We start from the raw sequence: 19,771 nt of genomic DNA, 5'->3' as shown, positions 1-19,771 counted from the left end.
TCAAATTCAGAAAGCCAAATTTTGATTGTCTTTAGGCTTTCTAAATTCAAAAAATAAAGCTACGATTTATTTTGACTATACCTAATTATTAGATGAAATTTTGGTTCATATATAATCGACTAATTGTATTTAGTGGCGATTCGTATTCGAGTGTTTTTCGAGGTCTTTCATTGAGCTGATTTTGTACTTCTTTGAGTTGCTTTTTTGATATTAAATTAAAGTCAGTTCCTTTGGGAAAATAGTCTCTAATTAACCCATTCGTATTTTCATTTGTGGGTCTTTCCCAGGGACTATAGGGATGGGCAAAATAGACTTTTACTTTGGAATTTTTAGTAAAGGTTTTGTGTTGCGCCATCTCGGTTCCGTTATCATAAGTCAAAGATAGTTTTAGGTTGTCTGGGAGCTTTCTAAACTCCTTTTCAAAAGCTTTTCTCACGGTTGTTGAGTCTTTCTTTTTCAAGGGTACAATTATTAAAAATCGAGTGGTTCTTTCTACCAGAGTCCCAATAGCACTTTCTCTGTTTTTTCCCAGTATTAGGTCGCCTTCCCAGTGACCAGGTATCTCGCGAGTGAGCACTTCGGCAGGTCGTTCATCAATGCGAATGGGGTCTTTAATTGTGGTTCTTTTATCAGCACCTCTTCGGGTATTTCCTCTGTATTTTCTTTTTTGTCTAAGTTGAGAAATTAGTAGTTTTTCGACCTCTTTTTTAGGTTGAATATAGATGTGATAATAGATATTTTCGTGCGAGATTTGCATAGTTGGATCAAAGGGATAAAATTGTTTTAAAGCATCTGAAATTTGCTTTGGAGACCAATGTAATTCCAACTGTGAATATACAAAATTTTTGAGTTTTGGATTGCTGTTAATTTTGGATGTTCCTAAGCGTTTATCCATTAGATTATAGACATAATTTGCTTCTGCTTTTAGGTTGTCATAAGGTTCATTTTTGACTCTTTTTAGTTCTCTGGAAATGGTGCTTGGATGAACCGATAGAGTAGTGGCAATTTGTTTGTTATTTTTGCCCAAAGCGATTAGTTTTTCAATCTCAATTCTATGATCACGATTGAGTCTTTTGTAAGCTGTTTTCATACTACAATTTTATACATTTTTTGGTTATAAAATTGCGTTAGATTCTTGACTCTGCGGTAATATAGCTGGTAACGTCCCCGCGCTACAAGCAGTTTGGGACTAAATTAAGCTCTATTTTCGGATTTGCCAAATCTTCCAAATACAAAACCAATTTCAAATTAAGCCAAATCCCCAAATTGCTTGTAGCGTGTGTTGGCAGTAGGTTTTTTCAATGCTGTTTATGTTCTTTCCAATTAAGTTTGTAATAATCTTTTCCAATTTCAGCTTCAATGTCAAATTTATATTTTCCACTTCTTATTTTTTCAATTCCTGTTCCACAAAGAGGATAAGTTATTGTATCACGTTGCATATTTTTAATTATTCCTTCTGGAGTTCCAAAAGGCAAATTGTCTTGTATTGTTAATTTTCTACAATTAATAACTATCGATTTTCGCTTTGTTATTTCGTAATATTTGTCTTCAATTTTCAAAGAGTCAATATCAAAATCAGTTTTATTATAAACTTCCACTTGAATTCTTGCAGAAAAAAAGTAAAAATAAGTTACTGCTATTGAACATAATAATAAACTTAAAAAAATATTCTTTTAAAATTCTTATTTTCCATTTCCATTTTTTTTCTTCTTCTGCGGTAAACTTACTGCCAACGTTCCGGCGCTTGGCGAGGTTGCGAAGTTCGGAACCGATTATTTTCTATCAAAGATAAAATTTCTTGCGAGAAATAAACGTGAATTTACTACAAAATTCGCAATCTTGCCAAACGCCTGTTATGTGGCGTTATTATCTGTGTCTGCAACTTCTAATAGCCTTTTAAATTCTAGTTTCAATGGATTCATAAATGCAGGTAACACATCCTGATTTGATTTGCTACTCATAATTTGAGCGATATAAACTAAATCTTTAATTTTCTCCATATCGTAGCTATGACAATTAATTTTTAGCTCATTATCAATCATGAAAAATGCAAGCATTTCCTTCTGGACATGTTTAATTCTATCATGACTATCAAGATGTTTTACATCAATAGTATCGTACACTTGCATTTCAGAAACAAAGAATACACCTTTTATATTTTCTTTATCAATGCGGTTAGCTATCTCATTGAACTTTCTGTAAACTGTGGTTCTTATTGAAGAATGGAAACTATTTATTTCAAAGGTATCGTCATTAAAAATCACCATACAAGTAGGCATCAAAGTTTCTTGAAGTTGCATTAGGGACAAATGCATTAATTCGAACTTATGAAAAATATCGCCATCAGAGCTAAATTGTTCTAAAAACTTAATTGAAGCTCTAGGGTTATTATTACCAAAATTTAATACGCTTCTTGAAGCTCTTTCAAAGGTTTTATATTTACAATTGAAACTATAATCATCTATTAGAAGAAAATCCTTAGGAACTCGATAAAAGTTTAAATCCTTTATCTTCTTTTCAAGTTTCTCAGATAGAATGCAATCTTCATTCAGTTCCCTTCGCATTTCTGCCAAAAGAAGTTTCATTTGTGTTATGCCAAAAATAAAGTTGTCATATAAATCTTCCTTAGAACCTTTTTCATAGAAAGTAAATTCTACAGAAAAGAAGATTTCAATTTCACCAATCTTCAAAAAAGAAGATTTCAGTGATTCAATAATTGAAGAATACTCTTCATCATTTTCAATTGTATAAACTAATTCAGGCAAAGAAAAAATATCTTTACCTGTATAAATCTTAATAATTATTCGTTTTTCAAGATCAAACGGTTTCTCCTTAAGTACGCTATTTCGTTTATCAACAAACCATTTTCCGACATCATTAACAAGATATTTATTTCTTAACCTTTCGTACATCGGCATATATTCTGTTTTAGCCAGAGATTTCTGCAAAACAAAAGTGATATTTCTATATTCCGAAAAAAAGTTATCTAAATAGCCAATATTATCAAAAAAGTTTGAACCCTTTTCAAACTTTTCCAAACTATTCAAAGCATTGTAGAATTTATGCAAAGCTGGATATAATAAACTTCTTAGGTTTTCCAAAATATTTTCATTTATGACACTCAAATACAAGCTGTTTCGTGTCTGTTAATGCCACATAACGTCTTGGCACTACAGCGGGTTTGGGATTAAATTAAGCCTATTCTTCGGATTTGCCAAATATTCCAAATACAAGACCATTTTTCCATTAAGCCAAATGCCCAAATCCGTTGTAGTGGCTGTTATGCGTTCGGTTTTTTATGTTCAATACTTCGGTTTCGCTTCCGCACCGTTTTTAAGTCGGATTCAGTTTTAATTATTATGTTATGTTTAAAGATATTATTTACCTTTTTCAGAATTGGCAGGAGTTAAAAGAGTATCCTTTTTTTGGGTTAAAATTAAAGTACGCAGTTTGGATAGTTCCAATTCCATTTCTTCTTTGGTTACTTGTTTTTCTTTTACGTTTTCTGATGTTGTTAGGCTTTTTATAATTTCAACAGTACTATAAATTCCCCCTATTAAACCAAACGCAAATATGTACCAAAAATATTTTACTTGCCATTTAGATAATTTAGCATCGTCAAGTTCTTTTTCTCTTATGATTTGTGAATGTCTTTTTTCTATGATAGATTCATCATAAACTTTTTTAAATCCACCTTCTTTTACGAAATAAGATGTTTTTGTATTAGCATAAACGACATTAGCATCAGCACTAAAAACACATTTACAAACTTTAAATTCATTCAGTATGAACATCATCTTTTCAAATTCTGATTCTGAAAATTCAGGCGGATTCCCAGTTCCAAATTTAGACAAATCAGTAGTACTCACAAATCTATTTTCGTGTGATATTATTTCTAATATGAAATCTAAAATTTCAACATCTTCTTTTTTTAATTCTGTCATATTTTCGGCATTTAGGTTTTCTAAACTGACGCATAACGTCCCCGCGCTACAAGCAGTTTGGGACTAAATTAAGCTCTATTTTCGGATTTGCCAAATCTTCCAAATACAAAACCAATTTCAAATTAAGCCAAATCCCCAAATTGCTTGTAGCGTGTGTTGGCAGTAGGTTTTTTCAATGCTGTTTATGTTCTTTCCAATTAAGTTTGTAATAATCTTTTCCAATTTCAGCTTCAATGTCAAATTTATATTTTCCACTTCTTATTTTTTCAATTCCTGTTCCACAAAGAGGATAAGTTATTGTATCACGTTGCATATTTTTAATTATTCCTTCTGGAGTTCCAAAAGGCAAATTGTCTTGTATTGTTAATTTTCTACAATTAATAACTATCGATTTTCGCTTTGTTATTTCGTAATATTTGTCTTCAATTTTCAAAGAGTCAATATCAAAATCAGTTTTATTATAAACTTCCACTTGAATTCTTGCAGAAAAAAAGTAAAAATAAGTTACTGCTATTGAACATAATAATAAACTTAAAAAAATATTCTTTTAAAATTCTTATTTTCCATTTCCATTTTTTTTCTTCTTCTGCGGTAAACTTACTGCCAACGTTTTGCAGCTACACGAGGTGCAAGGCTTCGTGACTGCTTATTTTCTATTTAAGTAAAAAGTTCAATGCGAAACGGCAATTCCACTAAATCCTTGCATCTTGTGTAACTGCTGTTGTGCGTTCGGTTTTATTATTTAATATATATTTTTATACTTCTGTTTCTTCTTAGCTATTTAGTTTTCAAATGTATTTATTTCTTTTAAGTTTATTTCAAAAAAACTTCCAAATTTGGTATTCTCAATTTTTTTAATTTCAATTTTCTCCCAATCAATATCGATTTTTGTTTGTTTTATTTTGCCATCTATATTTTCGTATAAAATAATAGGAAATACTTTTCTGTTTTCAATAAAATGCTTTTTTAAATCGTCGGCATTATCATATAAATGAGAAGTCAAATTTGAAGTTGTCTCAATATTGAATTCATCATTTTCAATTTTAATATTGATAAAGTTATCTTTTTCCTCTATGTTTTGTATATCAAAAAATCGAATTCTTGGTACATTTATACTATCAAATACTTTTTCAGATTTAACTATCTTTCCAATTATTTTGACTTTATACATTCCGCAAGCTTGGCTGAATGTATTTAAACTTGATAAGGCAAGAATTAAAACAAGAAATATTTTACTTTTCATTTTCAGATTTTTTGTTTTTCGTTTCTGTTCGGGTAAACTGACGCACAACGTTCTCGCGCTACAAGCAGTTTGGGACTAAATTAAGCTCTATTTTCGGATTTGCCAAATCTTCCAAATACAAAACCAATTTCAAATTAAGCCAAATCCCCAAATTGCTTGTAGCGTGTGTTGGCAGTAGGTTTTTTCAATGCTGTTTATGTTCTTTCCAATTAAGTTTGTAATAATCTTTTCCAATTTCAGCTTCAATGTCAAATTTATATTTTCCACTTCTTATTTTTTCAATTCCTGTTCCACAAAGAGGATAAGTTATTGTATCACGTTGCATATTTTTAATTATTCCTTCTGGAGTTCCAAAAGGCAAATTGTCTTGTATTGTTAATTTTCTACAATTAATAACTATCGATTTTCGCTTTGTTATTTCGTAATATTTGTCTTCAATTTTCAAAGAGTCAATATCAAAATCAGTTTTATTATAAACTTCCACTTGAATTCTTGCAGAAAAAAAGTAAAAATAAGTTACTGCTATTGAACATAATAATAAACTTAAAAAAATATTCTTTTAAAATTCTTATTTTCCATTTCCATTTTTTTTCTTCTTCTGCGGTAAACTTACTGCCAACGTTTTGCGGCTTTGCGAGGTGCGGAACTCGCATTACCTATTATTTATATTTTTCACTGTACTTCGCAAGTACAAAATTATGTTTGTTTTAAGACCGTTGTCCGCATCTTGCAAAACCGCTGTTAGCAAATCGGCTTTATTTTTTTATTACTATTTTCCTTTCCAAATATAGTTTATTTTTGTACTTTCGGCAAAACTTTTTTACTATGCATAAATTTGGTTCTTGTGAATTTACTGTTAATGATTTAGTATCTTACACTTCCCGTAATGGTATCCTTTCTGACGCTTCGTATCAAGTTATAGATGTTCTACCAAATAAGGACGGAAGTTTTGAAGATAGACCTTTTATAGAAAACTATTGGATTAGAGATGTTGAAACAAAAAAAGAATATTTAGTCTACCACTCTGAATTAAAATTAAAAAAATAATTATGGCTAAAAAGTCTGAACCAAAAGTACCGAAATATCAAGAAGGAGATATTTTAAAAATTATAAACCCTAACTCAAAGTTAGAAACAACAGTTATTTTAATATCTCGTTGGGATAGAACACCTGCTCAAAGAATCGCTTGGCTATATAAAGAATACCCTGATGGAGAAGATGAATTTGCTATTCCTGAAAGTGAACTATTTCCAATTAACTAATTTCTGTTCTATTAACTCTTTTCTAGCTGTTTCTAAAGGGTATTCTTCTCCTGTTTCACGGTTTACAATTTTCCACTTACTTTCCTGATTAGGTTTTCTTGCGCACATTATGTAAATTGGTAAAACGTACTTTTCAAATAATGGTTCTAAATCATCTTTAGTAAACCCATACAAGGACTTTGCAATTTTTTCGCCCCATTTTTGGAGTTGCTCTTCTGTTGGTTTGTATTCCATTCTGTTACTTTTTTTTATTTAGTAACGCTTTACAAACTGCTAATTTTTTCCGTTTTAGTCTTTTCTGTACGGTTTTCTTAAGCTGTTTGCTAACGTTCTCGCGCTACAGCGGGTTTGGGACTAAATTAAGCCTATTCTTCGGATTTGCCAAATCATCCCAAATACAAAACCAACTTTCCATTAAGCCAATTGCCCAAATCCGTTGTAGCGTGTGTTAGCGGATGTAATTTTTTATTGTTTAAATCTGTTTGCGAATTTATATAATAATTTAACCGCATTAAATTTTTCCAGAGAACTATTTTGTTTGTTTTCATCTTCTAAATCTGTAATATTAAATACTTCAGAAGTTTCAAAGTTTATTTCATAAACACTTGTACCATCATGAATTATTTTCGGAATACAATTAAAAGATTTTACAAACATTACGATTCCGTCAATTCCGCCATACGGATATTCGTAAGGATTATATTCAAGTAAACCTTTGTTTTTGTCTACTTTCTTTAAGTCAATATATTCTATTCCGTAATTTATGCTCAATAATTCTATCAAAGAATAAAAGTGCCAATTAAATTCTGTTTTGTCGGCAGTTTTAAAATTCGGTTTCAAGTCCGAATCTAAAAACCAAAATTTCTCAATGGAATATTTAGGAAAATTTTCTAACCAATAATTATCGTTAGTTTCAATTGAGTTATTTTTCGAATATTTTATTTTTTCAAAAGTGAATTTCAAATCTTCAAAATTCAAATCTTCAAAATAATCAAACTCTAAATAACAATTCTCTTTTTCCATAATTTTGGTCGCGATTATATCCGCTAACGTTCCCGCGCTACACGCGGTTTGGGACTAAATTAGCGTTATTTTTCGGATTAGCCAAAATTCCCAAATACAAAACCATTTTCAAATTAAGCCTAATACCCAAATCGCTCGTAGCGTGTGTTATGGTGTGTAGCGACACGTTTGAAAAGCACGAAAGTTGATCCGTTCCAATTTTCCATTCCATTGTCGGAAACTTTTCCACGTTTCAATTTCGGTAGCTTTTCTGTATTCTGTTTGTCGGACGAATGCTATTTTTCAATTAAGATTCACATAAAATAGAAAATATTTTCGGTTTTCTGTTTTTCTGTAAAGTGAGTCAAATTTGCTTGCCGTCGGCATTTCGATGTCAGATGTTAAGCTTAATTTCTGCCGGCTCGCTAGCTAATTCATGATTATTTTTTTAGTTGCAAAACGTCTGATTGATGTCGTCTGCGTCTTTTCAACCGAGCTATACACCATAACGTTCTCGCGCTACAAGCAGTTTGGGACTAAATTCAGTCCATTTTTCGGATTTGCCAAATCTTCCTGACACAAAACCAACTTCAAATTAAGCCTAATACCCAAATTGCTTGTAGCGTGTGTTGGCGGTAGGTTTTATTCAATCCATTGTCCTTCAGCAATATTTGAATCTAAATACTTTCCATTATGAGCATTATATCTTAATATTTTTTGAAGAAAAGTATTATTTGATTTATAATCTTCATTTGTGAATTTCCAAACCAATATATTTTTACTTACATCGTAATTCAATTCTATTTTTGTTTTTTCTTTAACATTGAATTTACGGTTAACGGCTTTGTTTTTTGTTTCTTGTAAAGAAATTATATTATTTATTAAAGGATTTTTTATCGGTAAATCAATGTCTTTAATAATTTTACCAAATTCATCTACTTCAATGTTAGAAGTATATTCGCCAATTCCTTTTTCAATATTTGAAAATGAAAAACATAAAATATAAAGGTATCGTGTTTCCATGTTATGTCTTTTATAAAAAATGCTATCAATTATTTTTCCTTCTTTGAAATAAATCTGTTTATAAAACTTTTCTCCAACTCTAGATAAAAGATAATCTTTAACTTTTTGAGATACCTTTAAAGGTAAATCATCAAGTCTTGTAGCTATTTTTGGCATATACGGATAAACATCATAAAACGGGCAATTGATTAATATTACATCTTTGGAGAAGGTTTTGGGTTTGTAGTTTGGATTAGGTTGTAATTTTACAATTAAAGTATCATTGTTTTTTAAATTTAATTTTTTATCGACCTTTATAAATCGAGAATCATCAAGATATAATCGATAAGTTTTTAGGCTGTCTAGTTTCAAATATTTTAGACTGTAAAAACCATTGTCATCTTCAGTTCCTAGACTGCTTCCCATATCGTTTTCATCTATTAAATGGGGTAAAAAATATTTGTGTTTTTCATCATCATCATAGGTTTCAACTTTAATCATAGTTTGAGCAAACGAATTCAAAAAACAAAATAGGGAAAGTATGTAAAGAAGTTTTTTCATTTTTTTATCATGGGTTATTGAATTTACGATTTCGTGTTAAACTTACCGCCAACGTTCCCGCGCTACACGCAGGCTGGGATTAAAGATGCGTATTCTTTCTGTTAAAAACAAATGTATCAAATACAAACTATCTTCAAATTAAACCAATTGCCCAGCTTGCTTGTAGCGTGTGTTATGTATAGCCTTTCTTTTCATTCGTTTATTATTAGTTTTCCTTTTAATTCTGCTTCTGTGGTTGTCCAACCATCTTTGTACAATTTGTCCCAACCCCTTTTGCCGTTGTCAATGAAAGTTTGTGTGTCAAACGGCTTTAAGTTGCTGTCAAATATTTCTATTTTGTCAAACCATATTCTAATGTCAATTGTCTTTTTGCTGTATTTATCTTCTTGAAAAAGGTCAATTGTATGTTGTTTTTCAAAGCCGGAAGTAATAATTGTATCAAAACTTACATTGTCTTTCCATTGCTTGAAAACTAACTCTTCAGAGTTGTCTATAAATTCCCAACCATAAAGTGATTCGTTTTTAAATTCACTCATTTGGTCAGAAAGTTCGTTTGGGTCGAATTTAGTAGCTTCATTTTCAATGTCAAGAGTTAATGAAGAAGCAAGTCGTCCAACGTTTCTAAAAGCAAAAAGAAATCTATTGTCATTGGGTATTGTCCCGTCTTGTTGAATAGCAATAGGATAAAAAGTAAGGTAAACAGTTTTGCGTTCCTTGTCATAATCAAGTCCGACAATAATTGCTTCGTTTAAAGCAAGGTTAAGTCCGTCTTTTATGTCTTGGATAATTTCTGTCATAAGGTTATACATAACGTTCCCGCGCTACACGCGGTTTGGGACTAAATTAGCGTTATTTTTCGGATTAGCCAAAACTTCCAAATACAAAACCAATTTTCCCATTAAGCCAAATGCCCAAATCGCTTGTAGCGTGTGTTATGCGGGGATTGTTTTGTCGAAATTACAATTGAACCGTAAACTTTTCACGCTTCTGTTGGCAAATTCCAATTTTCAAGTTTCTGATTTTCGGTTCATTATTTTGAAAACGTTCTTTTCTTTTTAAAACTCTGTGCAAAAAAATAAAGTTTCTGCTTTTCAGGTTTCTATTTTTCAGGTCTAAACTTTTCAAGTTTCTGCTGATAAATTCTAACTTTCACGCTTCTGCTTTTCACGTTTAAACTTTTCAACTTTTCGCTGGCAAGTTCCAACTCTCATGCTTCCGCATTGTAAACTTCTTGCGGAAACAAAAGTTTATTTTCTGATTGTTTTCATCTGCGTAATTTCGGCAACTCACGCATAACGGTTCTCGGCTTGCTCGTCGTTGTGGCGAGTGAGAAACAATATTAACAAAAATAAACCAAACTTTAAATTATGCCTGAAAATTCAAACACAAAAGAGTGCCATAATGCGTGCAAACCGATGTTAGCAGATGGTGTTTTGGAAAAAGCTATTGAGCTATTGCCCGCATCTACTTATGAGCCACATCATATTGGTTATTTTGTAAAACAAGATGATGAAGATATGGGAGATGAAGATTTTTGCGAAAATTGCATTGATGATGCTGTTAAATCAGCAAAAAAACATAACAAAGAAAGAAGGCTTGAAATTTTAGATAAATACAAACAAATTGAAGAAACAGGACTTTATAACGGTAAAGATTGTAGTCATTATCCAAAAGATTTAATTGCATCTTCTAAAAAAACAGAATTAAAAGAACATCCTAAAAAATCAAAATTTTCATCTGAAGGACACGACCCTGATTTTGGCGGCGGGGAAAAAGAACCAAAAAATTGTGAAGGTTGCGGGCATTATTTTTATACAAATTTTGAACCTAATGAAGATTGTGCAAATAGGTTACTCGAAGATTTAAACGATGGGGATTTAACGAAAAAAGATTATAGCGAATCTTTAAAGTGGAAATTAGAAATTGCATTTAGTAATTACAATTATGTAGAATCAGATGTTCAACAAATATTGCTTAAATGCGCAGAACTTGTTATTAAAACCTACTCGTCTGATACTATCTGCTAACGTTCTCGCGCTACAAGCGGTTTGGGACTAAATTAAGCCCTATTTTCGGATTTGCCAAATCTTCCAAATACAAGACCATTTTTAAATTAAGCCAATTGCCCAAATCGCTTGTAGCGTGTGTTACTGGAGGCTTGTTTTACGAAATTACGATTAAACCGCAAACTCTTCACATTTCAATTGACAAACTCCAACTTTCACGTTTCTACTTTTCGGTTCGTAATTTTCGGCGTTTTATTTTCAATTATTTTCTTTTCTATTTTTAAATTCTGCGCAAAAAATCAAGTTCCAACTTTTCACGTTTCTGTTTGGCAAGTTCCAATTTTCACGCTTCTACTTTTCAGGTTTCAACTTTCAAGTTTCCGCTTTTCAAAATCCAACTTTTCAAGTTTCTGCTGATAAGTTTCAACTTTCACGCTTCTGCTTTTCAGTTTTCATTTTTCAAGTTTCTGCGGATAAATTCCAACTTTCACGCTTCTGTTTTTATAGTTTCTGCGGAAACAAATGTTTATATTTAATTGGTTTTACCTGCGTAATTTCGGCAAGTCTCCAGTAACGTTCTCGCGCTACAGCGGGTTTGGGACTAAATTAAGCCCATTATTCGGATTTGCCAAATCATTTTAAATACAAAACCAACTTTCCATTAAGCCAATTGCCCAAATCCGTTGTAGCGTGTGTTATAGCCAGTAATTATAGCACGTTGCTCTTTCCTAGATTACATTCTTTACAAAGAGTTTCAAGGTTTTCAATAACTGTTTCTCCGCCTTTACTCCAAGCAAGAATATGGTCAACATGTAAAATAATATTTTGATTTTTTGCTGGTGATTGTCCACATTTTTTGCAAGTAAAATTGTCTCTTTGTAGAATCATAAACCGCAACCTCAAATTAATATTTCTTGATGTTTTTTTTATTTTAATCTCTTTGATAGAATCATTTTCTTTTTGAGTTGGATTGATTGGGATTAATTGTGATTCTTGTGTTTCGATTTCTTCAGAATCGTCGTCTATATTATTGATATAATCTACAAACGCTTCCAATGAGTTTTGCCAAGAACCAAATCGTCTAGCATATGTTGAACCATTAAATTTTGACAATGGACTTATCACTTCTCCATATTTTGGCTGACGACCAAAATGCGTCCATAACTCAAGAATGTTTTTAAATAAATCTTCGTTGGAATTATTTGTTTTATAGATAACTTCAAGATTAGCCTTTTCTTTAGCTTTATTCCAACTACCAAATCTAACTCCCATTGTTACGTGAGTATATTTACCTAAATTTTCATAATCATTTATAGTAATGTTTGGATTGTTTAATTCATTTGCAACTCTAACTAAATCAGCTAATAAAACTTCATCTTTAATTGATTTTTCTCCATATTCCATTCCTTTAAGACTTTTTTCGCCTTCGAGCCCTGCTTTTTTTAAAGTATTATCCCAATTTCCAAACCTATTTATAGCACTTTTAACATTATATTTTGCACCATTTTCTTTACAGTAATCTCTTTGTTTTAAAGAGTTTTTACCTAAATTATTTGCAACAAAACGTAAATCATTAATATATTCTATATTAGAAATTCTATGTCTTCCGTTTGTTAATTCAAATTTCATTTATCTCCAGTTTTTTGGGATTATTGGCTATAACGTTCCCGCGCTACACGCGGTTTGGGACTAAATTAGCGTAAATTTTCGGATAAGCCAAAACTTCCAAATACAAACCAATTTTCCCATTAAACCAATTGCCCAAATCGCTTGTAGCGTGTGTTAGGGTGTGTAGTGACACGTTTGAAAAGCACCAAAGTTCATCCATTCCAATTTTCCAGTCCAATGTCGGCAACTTTTCCACGTTTCAATTTCGGTAGCTTTTCTGTTTTCTGTTTGTCGTCGGAATTATATTTTTCTATTAAAACTCAAAAAAAAACGAAATTTTTTTCCGCTTTCTGTTTTCCGCAAAGTGATTCACATTTGCTTTTCTTTCGCATTTCGATGTCAGATTCTGAGCTTGATTTGCGTCGGCACGCTAGCTAGTTCATTATTATTTTTTCAGTTGCAAAACGTCTGGTTGATGTCGGCTGTGTCTTTTCAACGGAGCTATACACCCTAACTAGTATATATGCGAAACAAACTTTCGTGTATGCACCCAAATTTGGGTAGATTGGCGAAGGTTTGTTTCGCTTTTTTGTTTTCTCAAATATAGTAAATTTCTCTTATAAATTGTTTGGTTGATTTTTTAATTATTACTACCTTTTCTTATGTATTTATTTGTTTTCGATTTTTTTTAAGGAAGCGGCTTGCTTTTGGATGGTTTTATTTTCTTGTGGGGTAGTTTTACGGTATAGCCCTGACAGCAGCGTAAAGCCTATGCGGGTTGAAAACCACTTTTTATAGCGCTGGCAGAGCGACCGCAGGAAGCTCCTGAAAGTGCCTAGAAAAAGGGTTTGAAACGCAATAGCTTGCAGCGTATGGCAGGAATAGCTCCCGAAAAAAAATGAGCATAAAAAAAACTCCACTACTTGCGCAGTGGAGTTTTATGAATCTTGAAATATAAGGTTTTAGTTGACTAATACCCATTGACCTGAGGCGATTAGGCTTTCGGCTTTTTTGTATTTCATTTCTTGTGTTTGACCGTTGGCCACGTTTTGAATGGTTACGTTGTCATTGCGATTGATTTTTGGCATGTCGCGAGTGATGGTCTCCGTAACTTGACGTTGCTGTGTTTGCATCGCTTCTTGATTTGCACTTTCGCTGCTTACAATTTCATCTTTTGAAGTGGTGTAATCCTCAACGGGAGTTACATCAATGGCTTCTTGAATGCGTTGGTTTTCTTGTGCTGGCAAATCTCCTTTGAACAAGAATGAAATCACTTCTTTGTTTACATTATCAATCATGGCTCTAAACAAGTTGAAGGCCTCTAGTTTGTAAATTAGCAACGGATCTTTTTGCTCGTGTACGGCTAGTTGAACAGATTGTTTTAGCTCGTCCATTTTGCGCAAGTGTTTTTTCCACGCTTCGTCTACAATGGCTAGTGTGATGTTTTTCTCGAAATCAGCAACTAGTTGTGCTCCTTGAGAATCGTAAGCCATTTTTAAGTCGGTAACTACATTCAAAGATTTAATTCCGTCCGTAAATGGAACTACGATGCGCTCAAACTGATTGTTTTGATCTTCATAAACGCTTTTGATAATCGGGAACGCTTCACGGGCACTACGTGCTGTTTTTTCAGTATAATAATCTAATGTAGCTTTGTATACTTTTCCGGTAAGATCCATTGGGTTCATTTTGGCGAACTCACTTTCGGTTACTGGAGATGTGATCGAGAAATAGCGTATTAATTCGAACTCAAAGTTCTTGAAATCATTTATTGCTTTGTTTTGATCAATGATTAACTCGCACGTGTCATACAGCATGTTTGCAATATCCAGCTTTAAGCGTTCGCCAAACAAGGCGTGACGACGACGCTTGTAGACTACTTCACGCTGTGCATTCATTACATCATCATATTCTAACAAACGTTTACGTACTCCAAAGTTGTTTTCTTCTACTTTCTTTTGAGCGCGTTCTATAGATTTGGTCATCATAGAGTGCTGAATCACTTCGCCTTCTTGTAATCCCATACGGTCCATTACTTTGGCTACACGTTCAGAACCAAACAAACGCATTAAGTTGTCCTCAAGCGATACATAAAACTGAGAACTTCCTGGATCTCCTTGACGTCCTGCACGACCACGTAATTGACGGTCTACACGACGCGAGTCATGACGCTCTGTACCTACAATGGCAAGTCCGCCAGCAGCTTTAACCTCTGGAGATAATTTGATATCGGTACCACGACCAGCCATGTTTGTGGCAATGGTTACTACGCCTGGTTTTCCAGCTTCCTCCACAATTTGTGCTTCTTGCTTGTGCATTTTTGCATTCAAGACATTGTGTGCTACGCCACGCATTTTCAACATTCGGCTTAGTAATTCTGAAATTTCAACCGATGTTGTTCCAATAAGTACTGGTCTTCCGGCTTTAGACAATTCGGTTACATCTTCAATAACTGCGTTGAATTTTTCACGAGTTGTTTTGTAGATGAAATCTTCTTTGTCTTTTCTAGAAATACCTCTGTTAGTAGGGATTTCTACTACATCAAGCTTGTATATTTGCCACAATTCGCCAGCTTCTGTAACTGCAGTTCCAGTCATTCCACCTAGCTTGTTGTACATTCTGAAATAGTTTTGCAAAGTAACCGTTGCAAAAGTTTGTGTAGCAGCTTCAATTTTTACATTTTCTTTGGCTTCAATGGCTTGGTGCAATCCGTCAGAATAACGGCGACCGTCCATAATACGACCTGTTTGCTCGTCTACAATCATGATTTTGTTGTCCATGATTACATACTCTACATCTTTTTCGAATAAAGCGTAGGCTTTTAAAAGCTGTGTTAATGTATGGATACGCTCACTCTTGATCCCGAAGTCTTGAAATAATTTTTCTTTCTCTTCGGCTTCAAGGTCTTTCTCTAATTTTTTCTTTTCGATATTGGCAATTTCAGTTCCAATGTCTGGTAGGATAAAAAAGTCAGCATCTGTATCGCCAGATAGGTACTGGATTCCATTATCTGTTAATTCTACCTGATTGTTTTTTTCTTCGATAACAAAATACAATGCCTCATCAATTTTGTGCATTTCTCTTTTGTTGTCTTGCATGTATTGATTTTCGGTTTTTTGAAGCAGTTGTTTGATACCTTCTTCACTCAAAAATTTAATCAATGCTTTATTCTTAGGTAAACTTCTGTAAGCTCTTAGCAATTGAAATCCACCATCTTTAGTGTTTCCTTCTTTGATTAGTTTTTTAGCTTCAGATAAGAATCCGTTTGCTAATTGACGTTGAAGACTTACTAGGTTTTCAATTTTTGGTTTTAATTCATTGAATTCGTGACGATCTCCTTGTGGAACTGGTCCAGAGATAATCAAAGGTGTTCTAGCATCATCAATCAATACCGAGTCAACCTCATCTACAATAGCGTAATTGTGTTTTCTTTGTACAAGGTCATCTGGAGAATGAGCCATGTTGTCTCTTAAATAATCAAAACCAAATTCATTGTTGGTACCATACGTGATATCTGCATCGTAGGCTTTTTTACGACCTTCAGAGCTTGGCTGGTAATTGTCAATACATTCCACAGTCATACCGTGAAATTCAAAAAAAGGTGCTTTCCAGGTACTATCTCTTTTTGCAAGATAATCATTCACCGTAACAAGGTGAACTCCGTTTCCAGTCAAGGCATTTAAGTAAAGCGGCAATGTAGCTACTAATGTTTTTCCTTCACCGGTTTGCATTTCGGCAACTTTACCTTCGTGCAATACCATTCCTCCTATTAACTGAACGTCATAGTGAATCATATCCCAGGTGATTTCTTTACCTGCAGCACTCCAAGAATTAGCCCAAATGGCTTTGTCTCCATCTAAGGTGATGTATGTTTTTGCGCCAGATAATTCACGGTCTTTTGGGGTAGCAGTAACCTCAATTTGGGTGTTGTCTTTAAAACGTCTAGCTGTTTCTTTTACCACTGCAAAAGCCTCAGGAAGGATTTGCATTAATGTTTTTTCTGAAATTTCGTAAGCTTCTTTCTCAAGGGCATCAATAGCCACGTAGATATCCTCTCTCTTGTCAATATCTACAATGCTTTCTACTTCTACCTTTAGAGCAGCAATTTTAGCGTCTTTGTCAGCTCGATCTTGTTTGATTTTGTCTTTAAAAAAAACAGTTCTACCTCTCAGCTCATCATGGGATAAAGCTTTAAGGGGTTCCTCGAATGTTTTAATTTTAGTGAGATAGGGTTGTAGTGCTTTGACGTCTTTTTGAGACTTGTCGCCCACAAAAACCTTGATTATGCTGTTTATGAAACTCATGATATTTTTATATTTCTAATTGTGTATTTCTGTAAATTTAAACCAAAAAAAAGCCTCTTTTGAGACTTTTTAATTGGTTTGCTTTTTAATATTCATCCTCATTCCAAAGATAATCTTCGTCTGTGGGATAATCTGGCCATATTTCTTCCATTGATTCATATATTTCGCCTTCATCCTCAATAGATTGAAGGTTTTCTACTACCTCTAATGGAGCTCCAGCTCTAATAGCGTAGTCAATAAGTTCGTCTTTGTTAGCAGGCCATGGTGCATCACTTAAATACGATGCTAATTCTAATGTCCAATACATCTGTTGTCGATTTAGTTTTGTGCAAAAATAAATTTTTTACTGAAAAATACAAGTAAAAAACGATTTATTTTTAGTTAAAGTTAAGAACGTTTTTTTTTGTTTAAAGTTTCAGGTTTAAAGTTTGAAGTTTTCGTTAAAAAACTGCTACTGAAAACGGTGACTGATTACTTTCTTGGAATCCATTGAACTTCATCCGCTTTTAAGTCGTAGGACAACTTTCGTGCCAACACAAAAAGGTAGTCAGAAAGTCGGTTTAAGTACTTAATTGCGATTTCAACAACGGGTTCGTCATGACTTAAATGTACGGCTAGGCGCTCTGCTCTTCGGCATACACAGCGTGCAATATGACAATATGACACAGTGGTATGACCACCGGGCAATACAAAATGTGTCATTGGCGGTAGCGCTTCTTCCATCGCGTCTATTTCATTTTCTAATAATTCAATATCCGTTTCAATAATACCTAAATTTTGCAAACGCAATTCGCCGTTTTTCTTTACCTCTTTTTCTGGAGGCGTTGCAAGAATTGCTCCTACTGTAAAAAGACGGTCTTGAATTTCTATCAATATATCTTTGTAATGCGCATTGATATCTTGGTCCCGAATAAGACCTATGTGAGAGTTCAATTCGTCAACAGTTCCGTAACTTTCTATGCGAGCATGGTCTTTGGCTACTCTGGTACCTCCAAAAAGGGCTGTAGTGCCTTTATCGCCAGTTTTTGTATATACTTTCATTAATGAGATCTTAGTTTTTATAAAAAAAACAAATTTAGGCTATTAATTTTATTAATGCTGTAACAAAGTGATCTAATGAATTTGAACTCAAATTAAAATACAAATCAGGTTCAATGCATTCTATCTCCATCAAATAAAGTTCGTTTTCAATTACGATTCCATCTACCCGAGCATACAACAAATCCTCCTGAAAAGTGTTGACTACTTTTTGTGCTTTTTGGATGAGTTCTACTGATGGTTCTACTAGCGTATATTTTCCGCCATAGAGTGATTGTACTCTAAAATCGCCAGAAATAGGTTTTTTATTCACAGCATGAGAGAATTTCTTGTCAAAAAAGATGAATGATGTTTCCCCCAGTGTTTGAATCTCTGGCATGAATTCCTGAAGGAGTAATTCTTTATCTGCAGCTATAGATTGAAATTGATTGTTTATAGCTTGAATTTGTGTTCGGTCAAACACTTCGGTGAGATAAGATCCTGCCGAAAAAGCGGGTTTTATGACTGCTTTATTCCAGTGATTTGGTATTAGTTTGTTTAAATCCAGCAGTTGGGTTTTGTCAATAAATATGGTTTTAATGATGGGGATTCCCTTTTGCTCTAGCTCTTTTAAATAAAATTTATGTATGTTATTTTTTACCGTATCAATGGTGTTTAGTGTTTTAACGCCTAATTTTTTAATCTGGTCAAGCCAAAGTATAAACGCTTGTTCTTTCTCAAAATAGTCCCAAGTATTTCTAAATACCAAGCAGTCAAATTGAGACCAATTGATGCTAGCATCATCCCAAACTGCCGCTACAGCCTGAATGTTATATTTTGCTAGTGCAGGAATTAGTTTTTGATCTTCAGGATTTAAATCGGGAAGTTTTTCGCAGGTTAGTAAAGCGATTTTCATGTATGAAAAAGTTTATACGGTACTTAATAAAAGCAATTGAAATTATATTTCCCTACTCTAGATTACCTCTCGTAGGGATAATTGTAATTGGTGCTCGTTTAATGTTACTTGATTTAAAAAAAAAATCTAAAAATCACAGTCGTTATAAAACTGTCATCTGCAACTGAACACCGATTACCGATTACTTTGATACATCACTTTCTATAAGACCATCACGTAAACGAATGACACGGTGTGCATAAGCTGCTATTTCCTCTTCGTGCGTTACTAATATTACGGTGTTTCCTTGGGCATGAATATCGCCAAAGAGCTTCATGATTTCTACAGATGTTTTACTATCTAAGTTTCCTGTAGGCTCATCAGCAAGTATAATAGAGGGTTTGTTAACCAATGCTCTCGCAATGGCTACACGCTGTCTTTGACCTCCAGAAAGCTGATTGGGTTGGTGGTCCATTCTATCTGATAGGTTCACTTGTTTCAGTACTTCGGTGGCACGCTTATTTCTTTCTGATTTTGAAAAACCAGCATAAATCATAGGCAAGGCCACATTGTCTAAGGCAGTCGTTCGTGGCAAGAGATTAAAAGTTTGAAATACAAAACCTATTTCTTTATTTCTAATTTCTGCGAGTTCATCATCACGCATTTGGCTCACATCTTTTCCGTTAAGAATATAATTTCCAGATGTAGGAGTGTCAAGACATCCCAATAAATTCATTAAAGTAGATTTACCGGATCCTGAAGGTCCCATTAATGCAACATATTCTCCTTTATTGATTTGTAAATTAATTCCTTTAAGTACATATACAATTTCATTTCCTAGAACAAAATTTCGCTTAATATCGGTGATCTGAATTAGTGGGTTTGCCATTCTTTATTAAATTTTATTCTTTCGTTACCTGAAAGATG

Annotated in this window: 20 protein-coding genes; 3 read left to right on the top strand and 17 right to left on the bottom strand. The window is 33.3% G+C overall.

Features of this window, described 5'->3' with window-relative positions; translation table 11 throughout:
• Positions 1–88: 88 nt before the first annotated feature.
• From AC061E_RS10145 to AC061E_RS10115, 7 genes are all read right to left on the bottom strand, one after another.
• On the bottom strand, positions 89–1,090 hold the full coding sequence (locus AC061E_RS10145; protein ID WP_478286137.1) for an IS30 family transposase: 1,002 nt from the start codon (positions 1,088–1,090) through the stop codon (positions 89–91).
• A gap of 208 nt (positions 1,091–1,298) precedes the next feature.
• Complete coding sequence (locus AC061E_RS10140) at positions 1,299–1,598, bottom strand: hypothetical protein (RefSeq protein ID WP_478286133.1); 300 nt, start codon at positions 1,596–1,598, stop codon at positions 1,299–1,301.
• A gap of 255 nt (positions 1,599–1,853) precedes the next feature.
• Positions 1,854–3,101: a hypothetical protein gene (locus AC061E_RS10135; protein WP_478286136.1), complete on the bottom strand. Its 1,248-nt coding sequence runs from the start codon at positions 3,099–3,101 to the stop codon at positions 1,854–1,856.
• A gap of 276 nt (positions 3,102–3,377) precedes the next feature.
• Complete coding sequence (locus AC061E_RS10130; protein WP_478286135.1) at positions 3,378–3,944, bottom strand: hypothetical protein; 567 nt, start codon at positions 3,942–3,944, stop codon at positions 3,378–3,380.
• Between the two features lie 172 nt (positions 3,945–4,116).
• Positions 4,117–4,416: a hypothetical protein gene (locus AC061E_RS10125; RefSeq protein ID WP_478286133.1), complete on the bottom strand. Its 300-nt coding sequence runs from the start codon at positions 4,414–4,416 to the stop codon at positions 4,117–4,119.
• Positions 4,417–4,725: 309 nt separating this feature from the next.
• Positions 4,726–5,187, bottom strand: a complete 462-nt coding sequence (locus tag AC061E_RS10120) for a hypothetical protein (RefSeq protein WP_478286134.1) — start codon at positions 5,185–5,187, stop codon at positions 4,726–4,728.
• 184 nt (positions 5,188–5,371) lie between these two features.
• Positions 5,372–5,671 carry a hypothetical protein gene (locus AC061E_RS10115; RefSeq protein WP_478286133.1) on the bottom strand — a complete coding sequence of 100 codons (300 nt, stop codon included), beginning with the start codon at positions 5,669–5,671 and terminating at the stop codon, positions 5,372–5,374.
• A gap of 341 nt (positions 5,672–6,012) precedes the next feature.
• On the opposite strand from AC061E_RS10115, the gene AC061E_RS10110 reads away from it, so the two are divergent.
• Together AC061E_RS10110 and AC061E_RS10105 are read left to right on the top strand one after the other, a co-directional pair.
• On the top strand, positions 6,013–6,234 hold the full coding sequence (locus tag AC061E_RS10110; protein ID WP_478286132.1) for a hypothetical protein: 222 nt from the start codon (positions 6,013–6,015) through the stop codon (positions 6,232–6,234).
• Between the two features lie 2 nt (positions 6,235–6,236).
• Positions 6,237–6,449: a hypothetical protein gene (locus AC061E_RS10105; RefSeq protein WP_478286131.1), complete on the top strand. Its 213-nt coding sequence runs from the start codon at positions 6,237–6,239 to the stop codon at positions 6,447–6,449.
• On the opposite strand, the gene AC061E_RS10100 is transcribed toward AC061E_RS10105, so the two are convergent.
• The 4 genes from AC061E_RS10100 to AC061E_RS10085 form a co-directional block, all read right to left on the bottom strand.
• Positions 6,432–6,683 (bottom strand): hypothetical protein, encoded by a 252-nt coding sequence (locus AC061E_RS10100; protein ID WP_478286130.1) that lies wholly within the window; start codon positions 6,681–6,683, stop codon positions 6,432–6,434. The two genes, AC061E_RS10105 and AC061E_RS10100, sit on opposite strands and share 18 nt — an antisense overlap.
• A gap of 231 nt (positions 6,684–6,914) precedes the next feature.
• Positions 6,915–7,472 carry a hypothetical protein gene (locus AC061E_RS10095; RefSeq protein ID WP_478286129.1) on the bottom strand — a complete coding sequence of 186 codons (558 nt, stop codon included), beginning with the start codon at positions 7,470–7,472 and terminating at the stop codon, positions 6,915–6,917.
• 621 nt (positions 7,473–8,093) lie between these two features.
• Positions 8,094–9,014 carry a hypothetical protein gene (locus tag AC061E_RS10090; RefSeq protein ID WP_478286128.1) on the bottom strand — a complete coding sequence of 307 codons (921 nt, stop codon included), beginning with the start codon at positions 9,012–9,014 and terminating at the stop codon, positions 8,094–8,096.
• A gap of 191 nt (positions 9,015–9,205) precedes the next feature.
• The gene (locus AC061E_RS10085) at positions 9,206–9,811 is read right to left on the bottom strand and encodes a hypothetical protein (RefSeq protein ID WP_478286127.1); all 606 of its coding nucleotides are present in this window, start codon (positions 9,809–9,811) and stop codon (positions 9,206–9,208) included.
• A gap of 570 nt (positions 9,812–10,381) precedes the next feature.
• Here AC061E_RS10085 and AC061E_RS10080 point away from each other — a divergent pair.
• On the top strand, positions 10,382–11,041 hold the full coding sequence (locus tag AC061E_RS10080; RefSeq protein ID WP_478286126.1) for a hypothetical protein: 660 nt from the start codon (positions 10,382–10,384) through the stop codon (positions 11,039–11,041).
• A gap of 687 nt (positions 11,042–11,728) precedes the next feature.
• On the opposite strand, the gene AC061E_RS10075 is transcribed toward AC061E_RS10080, so the two are convergent.
• The 6 genes from AC061E_RS10075 to AC061E_RS10050 form a co-directional block, all read right to left on the bottom strand.
• Positions 11,729–12,649 (bottom strand): homing endonuclease associated repeat-containing protein, encoded by a 921-nt coding sequence (locus AC061E_RS10075; RefSeq protein WP_478286125.1) that lies wholly within the window; start codon positions 12,647–12,649, stop codon positions 11,729–11,731.
• A gap of 941 nt (positions 12,650–13,590) precedes the next feature.
• Positions 13,591–16,932: a preprotein translocase subunit SecA gene (secA, locus tag AC061E_RS10070; RefSeq protein ID WP_478286124.1), complete on the bottom strand. Its 3,342-nt coding sequence runs from the start codon at positions 16,930–16,932 to the stop codon at positions 13,591–13,593.
• Positions 16,933–17,017: 85 nt separating this feature from the next.
• Positions 17,018–17,239 (bottom strand): DUF2795 domain-containing protein, encoded by a 222-nt coding sequence (locus AC061E_RS10065; protein ID WP_007138072.1) that lies wholly within the window; start codon positions 17,237–17,239, stop codon positions 17,018–17,020.
• A gap of 164 nt (positions 17,240–17,403) precedes the next feature.
• Complete coding sequence (locus AC061E_RS10060) at positions 17,404–17,973, bottom strand: cob(I)yrinic acid a,c-diamide adenosyltransferase (RefSeq protein WP_478286123.1); 570 nt, start codon at positions 17,971–17,973, stop codon at positions 17,404–17,406.
• Between the two features lie 34 nt (positions 17,974–18,007).
• The gene (locus AC061E_RS10055) at positions 18,008–18,865 is read right to left on the bottom strand and encodes an ATP-grasp domain-containing protein (RefSeq protein ID WP_478286122.1); all 858 of its coding nucleotides are present in this window, start codon (positions 18,863–18,865) and stop codon (positions 18,008–18,010) included.
• A 181-nt stretch (positions 18,866–19,046) separates the two neighbouring features.
• Positions 19,047–19,733 carry an ABC transporter ATP-binding protein gene (locus tag AC061E_RS10050; protein ID WP_478286121.1) on the bottom strand — a complete coding sequence of 229 codons (687 nt, stop codon included), beginning with the start codon at positions 19,731–19,733 and terminating at the stop codon, positions 19,047–19,049.
• Positions 19,734–19,771: the final 38 nt, after the last annotated feature.

The organism is Flavobacterium sp. GNP011, assembly GCF_056428925.1.
Note: the sequence above shows the minus strand (reverse complement) of the source record. Positions and strands in the feature narration are given on the sequence as shown.

Excerpts from the sequence above, each read along its gene's own strand:
- AC061E_RS10145 (WP_478286137.1), bottom strand. The coding sequence starts at position 1,090 with ATGAAAACAGCTTACAAAAGACTCAATCGTGATCATAGAATTGAGATT.
- AC061E_RS10130 (WP_478286135.1), bottom strand. The coding sequence starts at position 3,944 with ATGACAGAATTAAAAAAAGAAGATGTTGAAATTTTAGATTTCATATTA.
- AC061E_RS10120 (WP_478286134.1), bottom strand. The coding sequence starts at position 5,187 with ATGAAAAGTAAAATATTTCTTGTTTTAATTCTTGCCTTATCAAGTTTA.
- AC061E_RS10110 (WP_478286132.1), top strand. The coding sequence starts at position 6,013 with ATGCATAAATTTGGTTCTTGTGAATTTACTGTTAATGATTTAGTATCT.
- AC061E_RS10105 (WP_478286131.1), top strand. The coding sequence starts at position 6,237 with ATGGCTAAAAAGTCTGAACCAAAAGTACCGAAATATCAAGAAGGAGAT.
- AC061E_RS10100 (WP_478286130.1), bottom strand. The coding sequence starts at position 6,683 with ATGGAATACAAACCAACAGAAGAGCAACTCCAAAAATGGGGCGAAAAA.
- AC061E_RS10095 (WP_478286129.1), bottom strand. The coding sequence starts at position 7,472 with ATGGAAAAAGAGAATTGTTATTTAGAGTTTGATTATTTTGAAGATTTG.
- AC061E_RS10090 (WP_478286128.1), bottom strand. The coding sequence starts at position 9,014 with ATGAAAAAACTTCTTTACATACTTTCCCTATTTTGTTTTTTGAATTCG.
- AC061E_RS10085 (WP_478286127.1), bottom strand. The coding sequence starts at position 9,811 with ATGACAGAAATTATCCAAGACATAAAAGACGGACTTAACCTTGCTTTA.
- AC061E_RS10080 (WP_478286126.1), top strand. The coding sequence starts at position 10,382 with ATGCCTGAAAATTCAAACACAAAAGAGTGCCATAATGCGTGCAAACCG.
- AC061E_RS10075 (WP_478286125.1), bottom strand. The coding sequence starts at position 12,649 with ATGAAATTTGAATTAACAAACGGAAGACATAGAATTTCTAATATAGAA.
- secA (WP_478286124.1), bottom strand. The coding sequence starts at position 16,932 with ATGAGTTTCATAAACAGCATAATCAAGGTTTTTGTGGGCGACAAGTCT.
- AC061E_RS10065 (WP_007138072.1), bottom strand. The coding sequence starts at position 17,239 with ATGTATTGGACATTAGAATTAGCATCGTATTTAAGTGATGCACCATGG.
- AC061E_RS10060 (WP_478286123.1), bottom strand. The coding sequence starts at position 17,973 with ATGAAAGTATATACAAAAACTGGCGATAAAGGCACTACAGCCCTTTTT.
- AC061E_RS10055 (WP_478286122.1), bottom strand. The coding sequence starts at position 18,865 with ATGAAAATCGCTTTACTAACCTGCGAAAAACTTCCCGATTTAAATCCT.
- AC061E_RS10050 (WP_478286121.1), bottom strand. The coding sequence starts at position 19,733 with ATGGCAAACCCACTAATTCAGATCACCGATATTAAGCGAAATTTTGTT.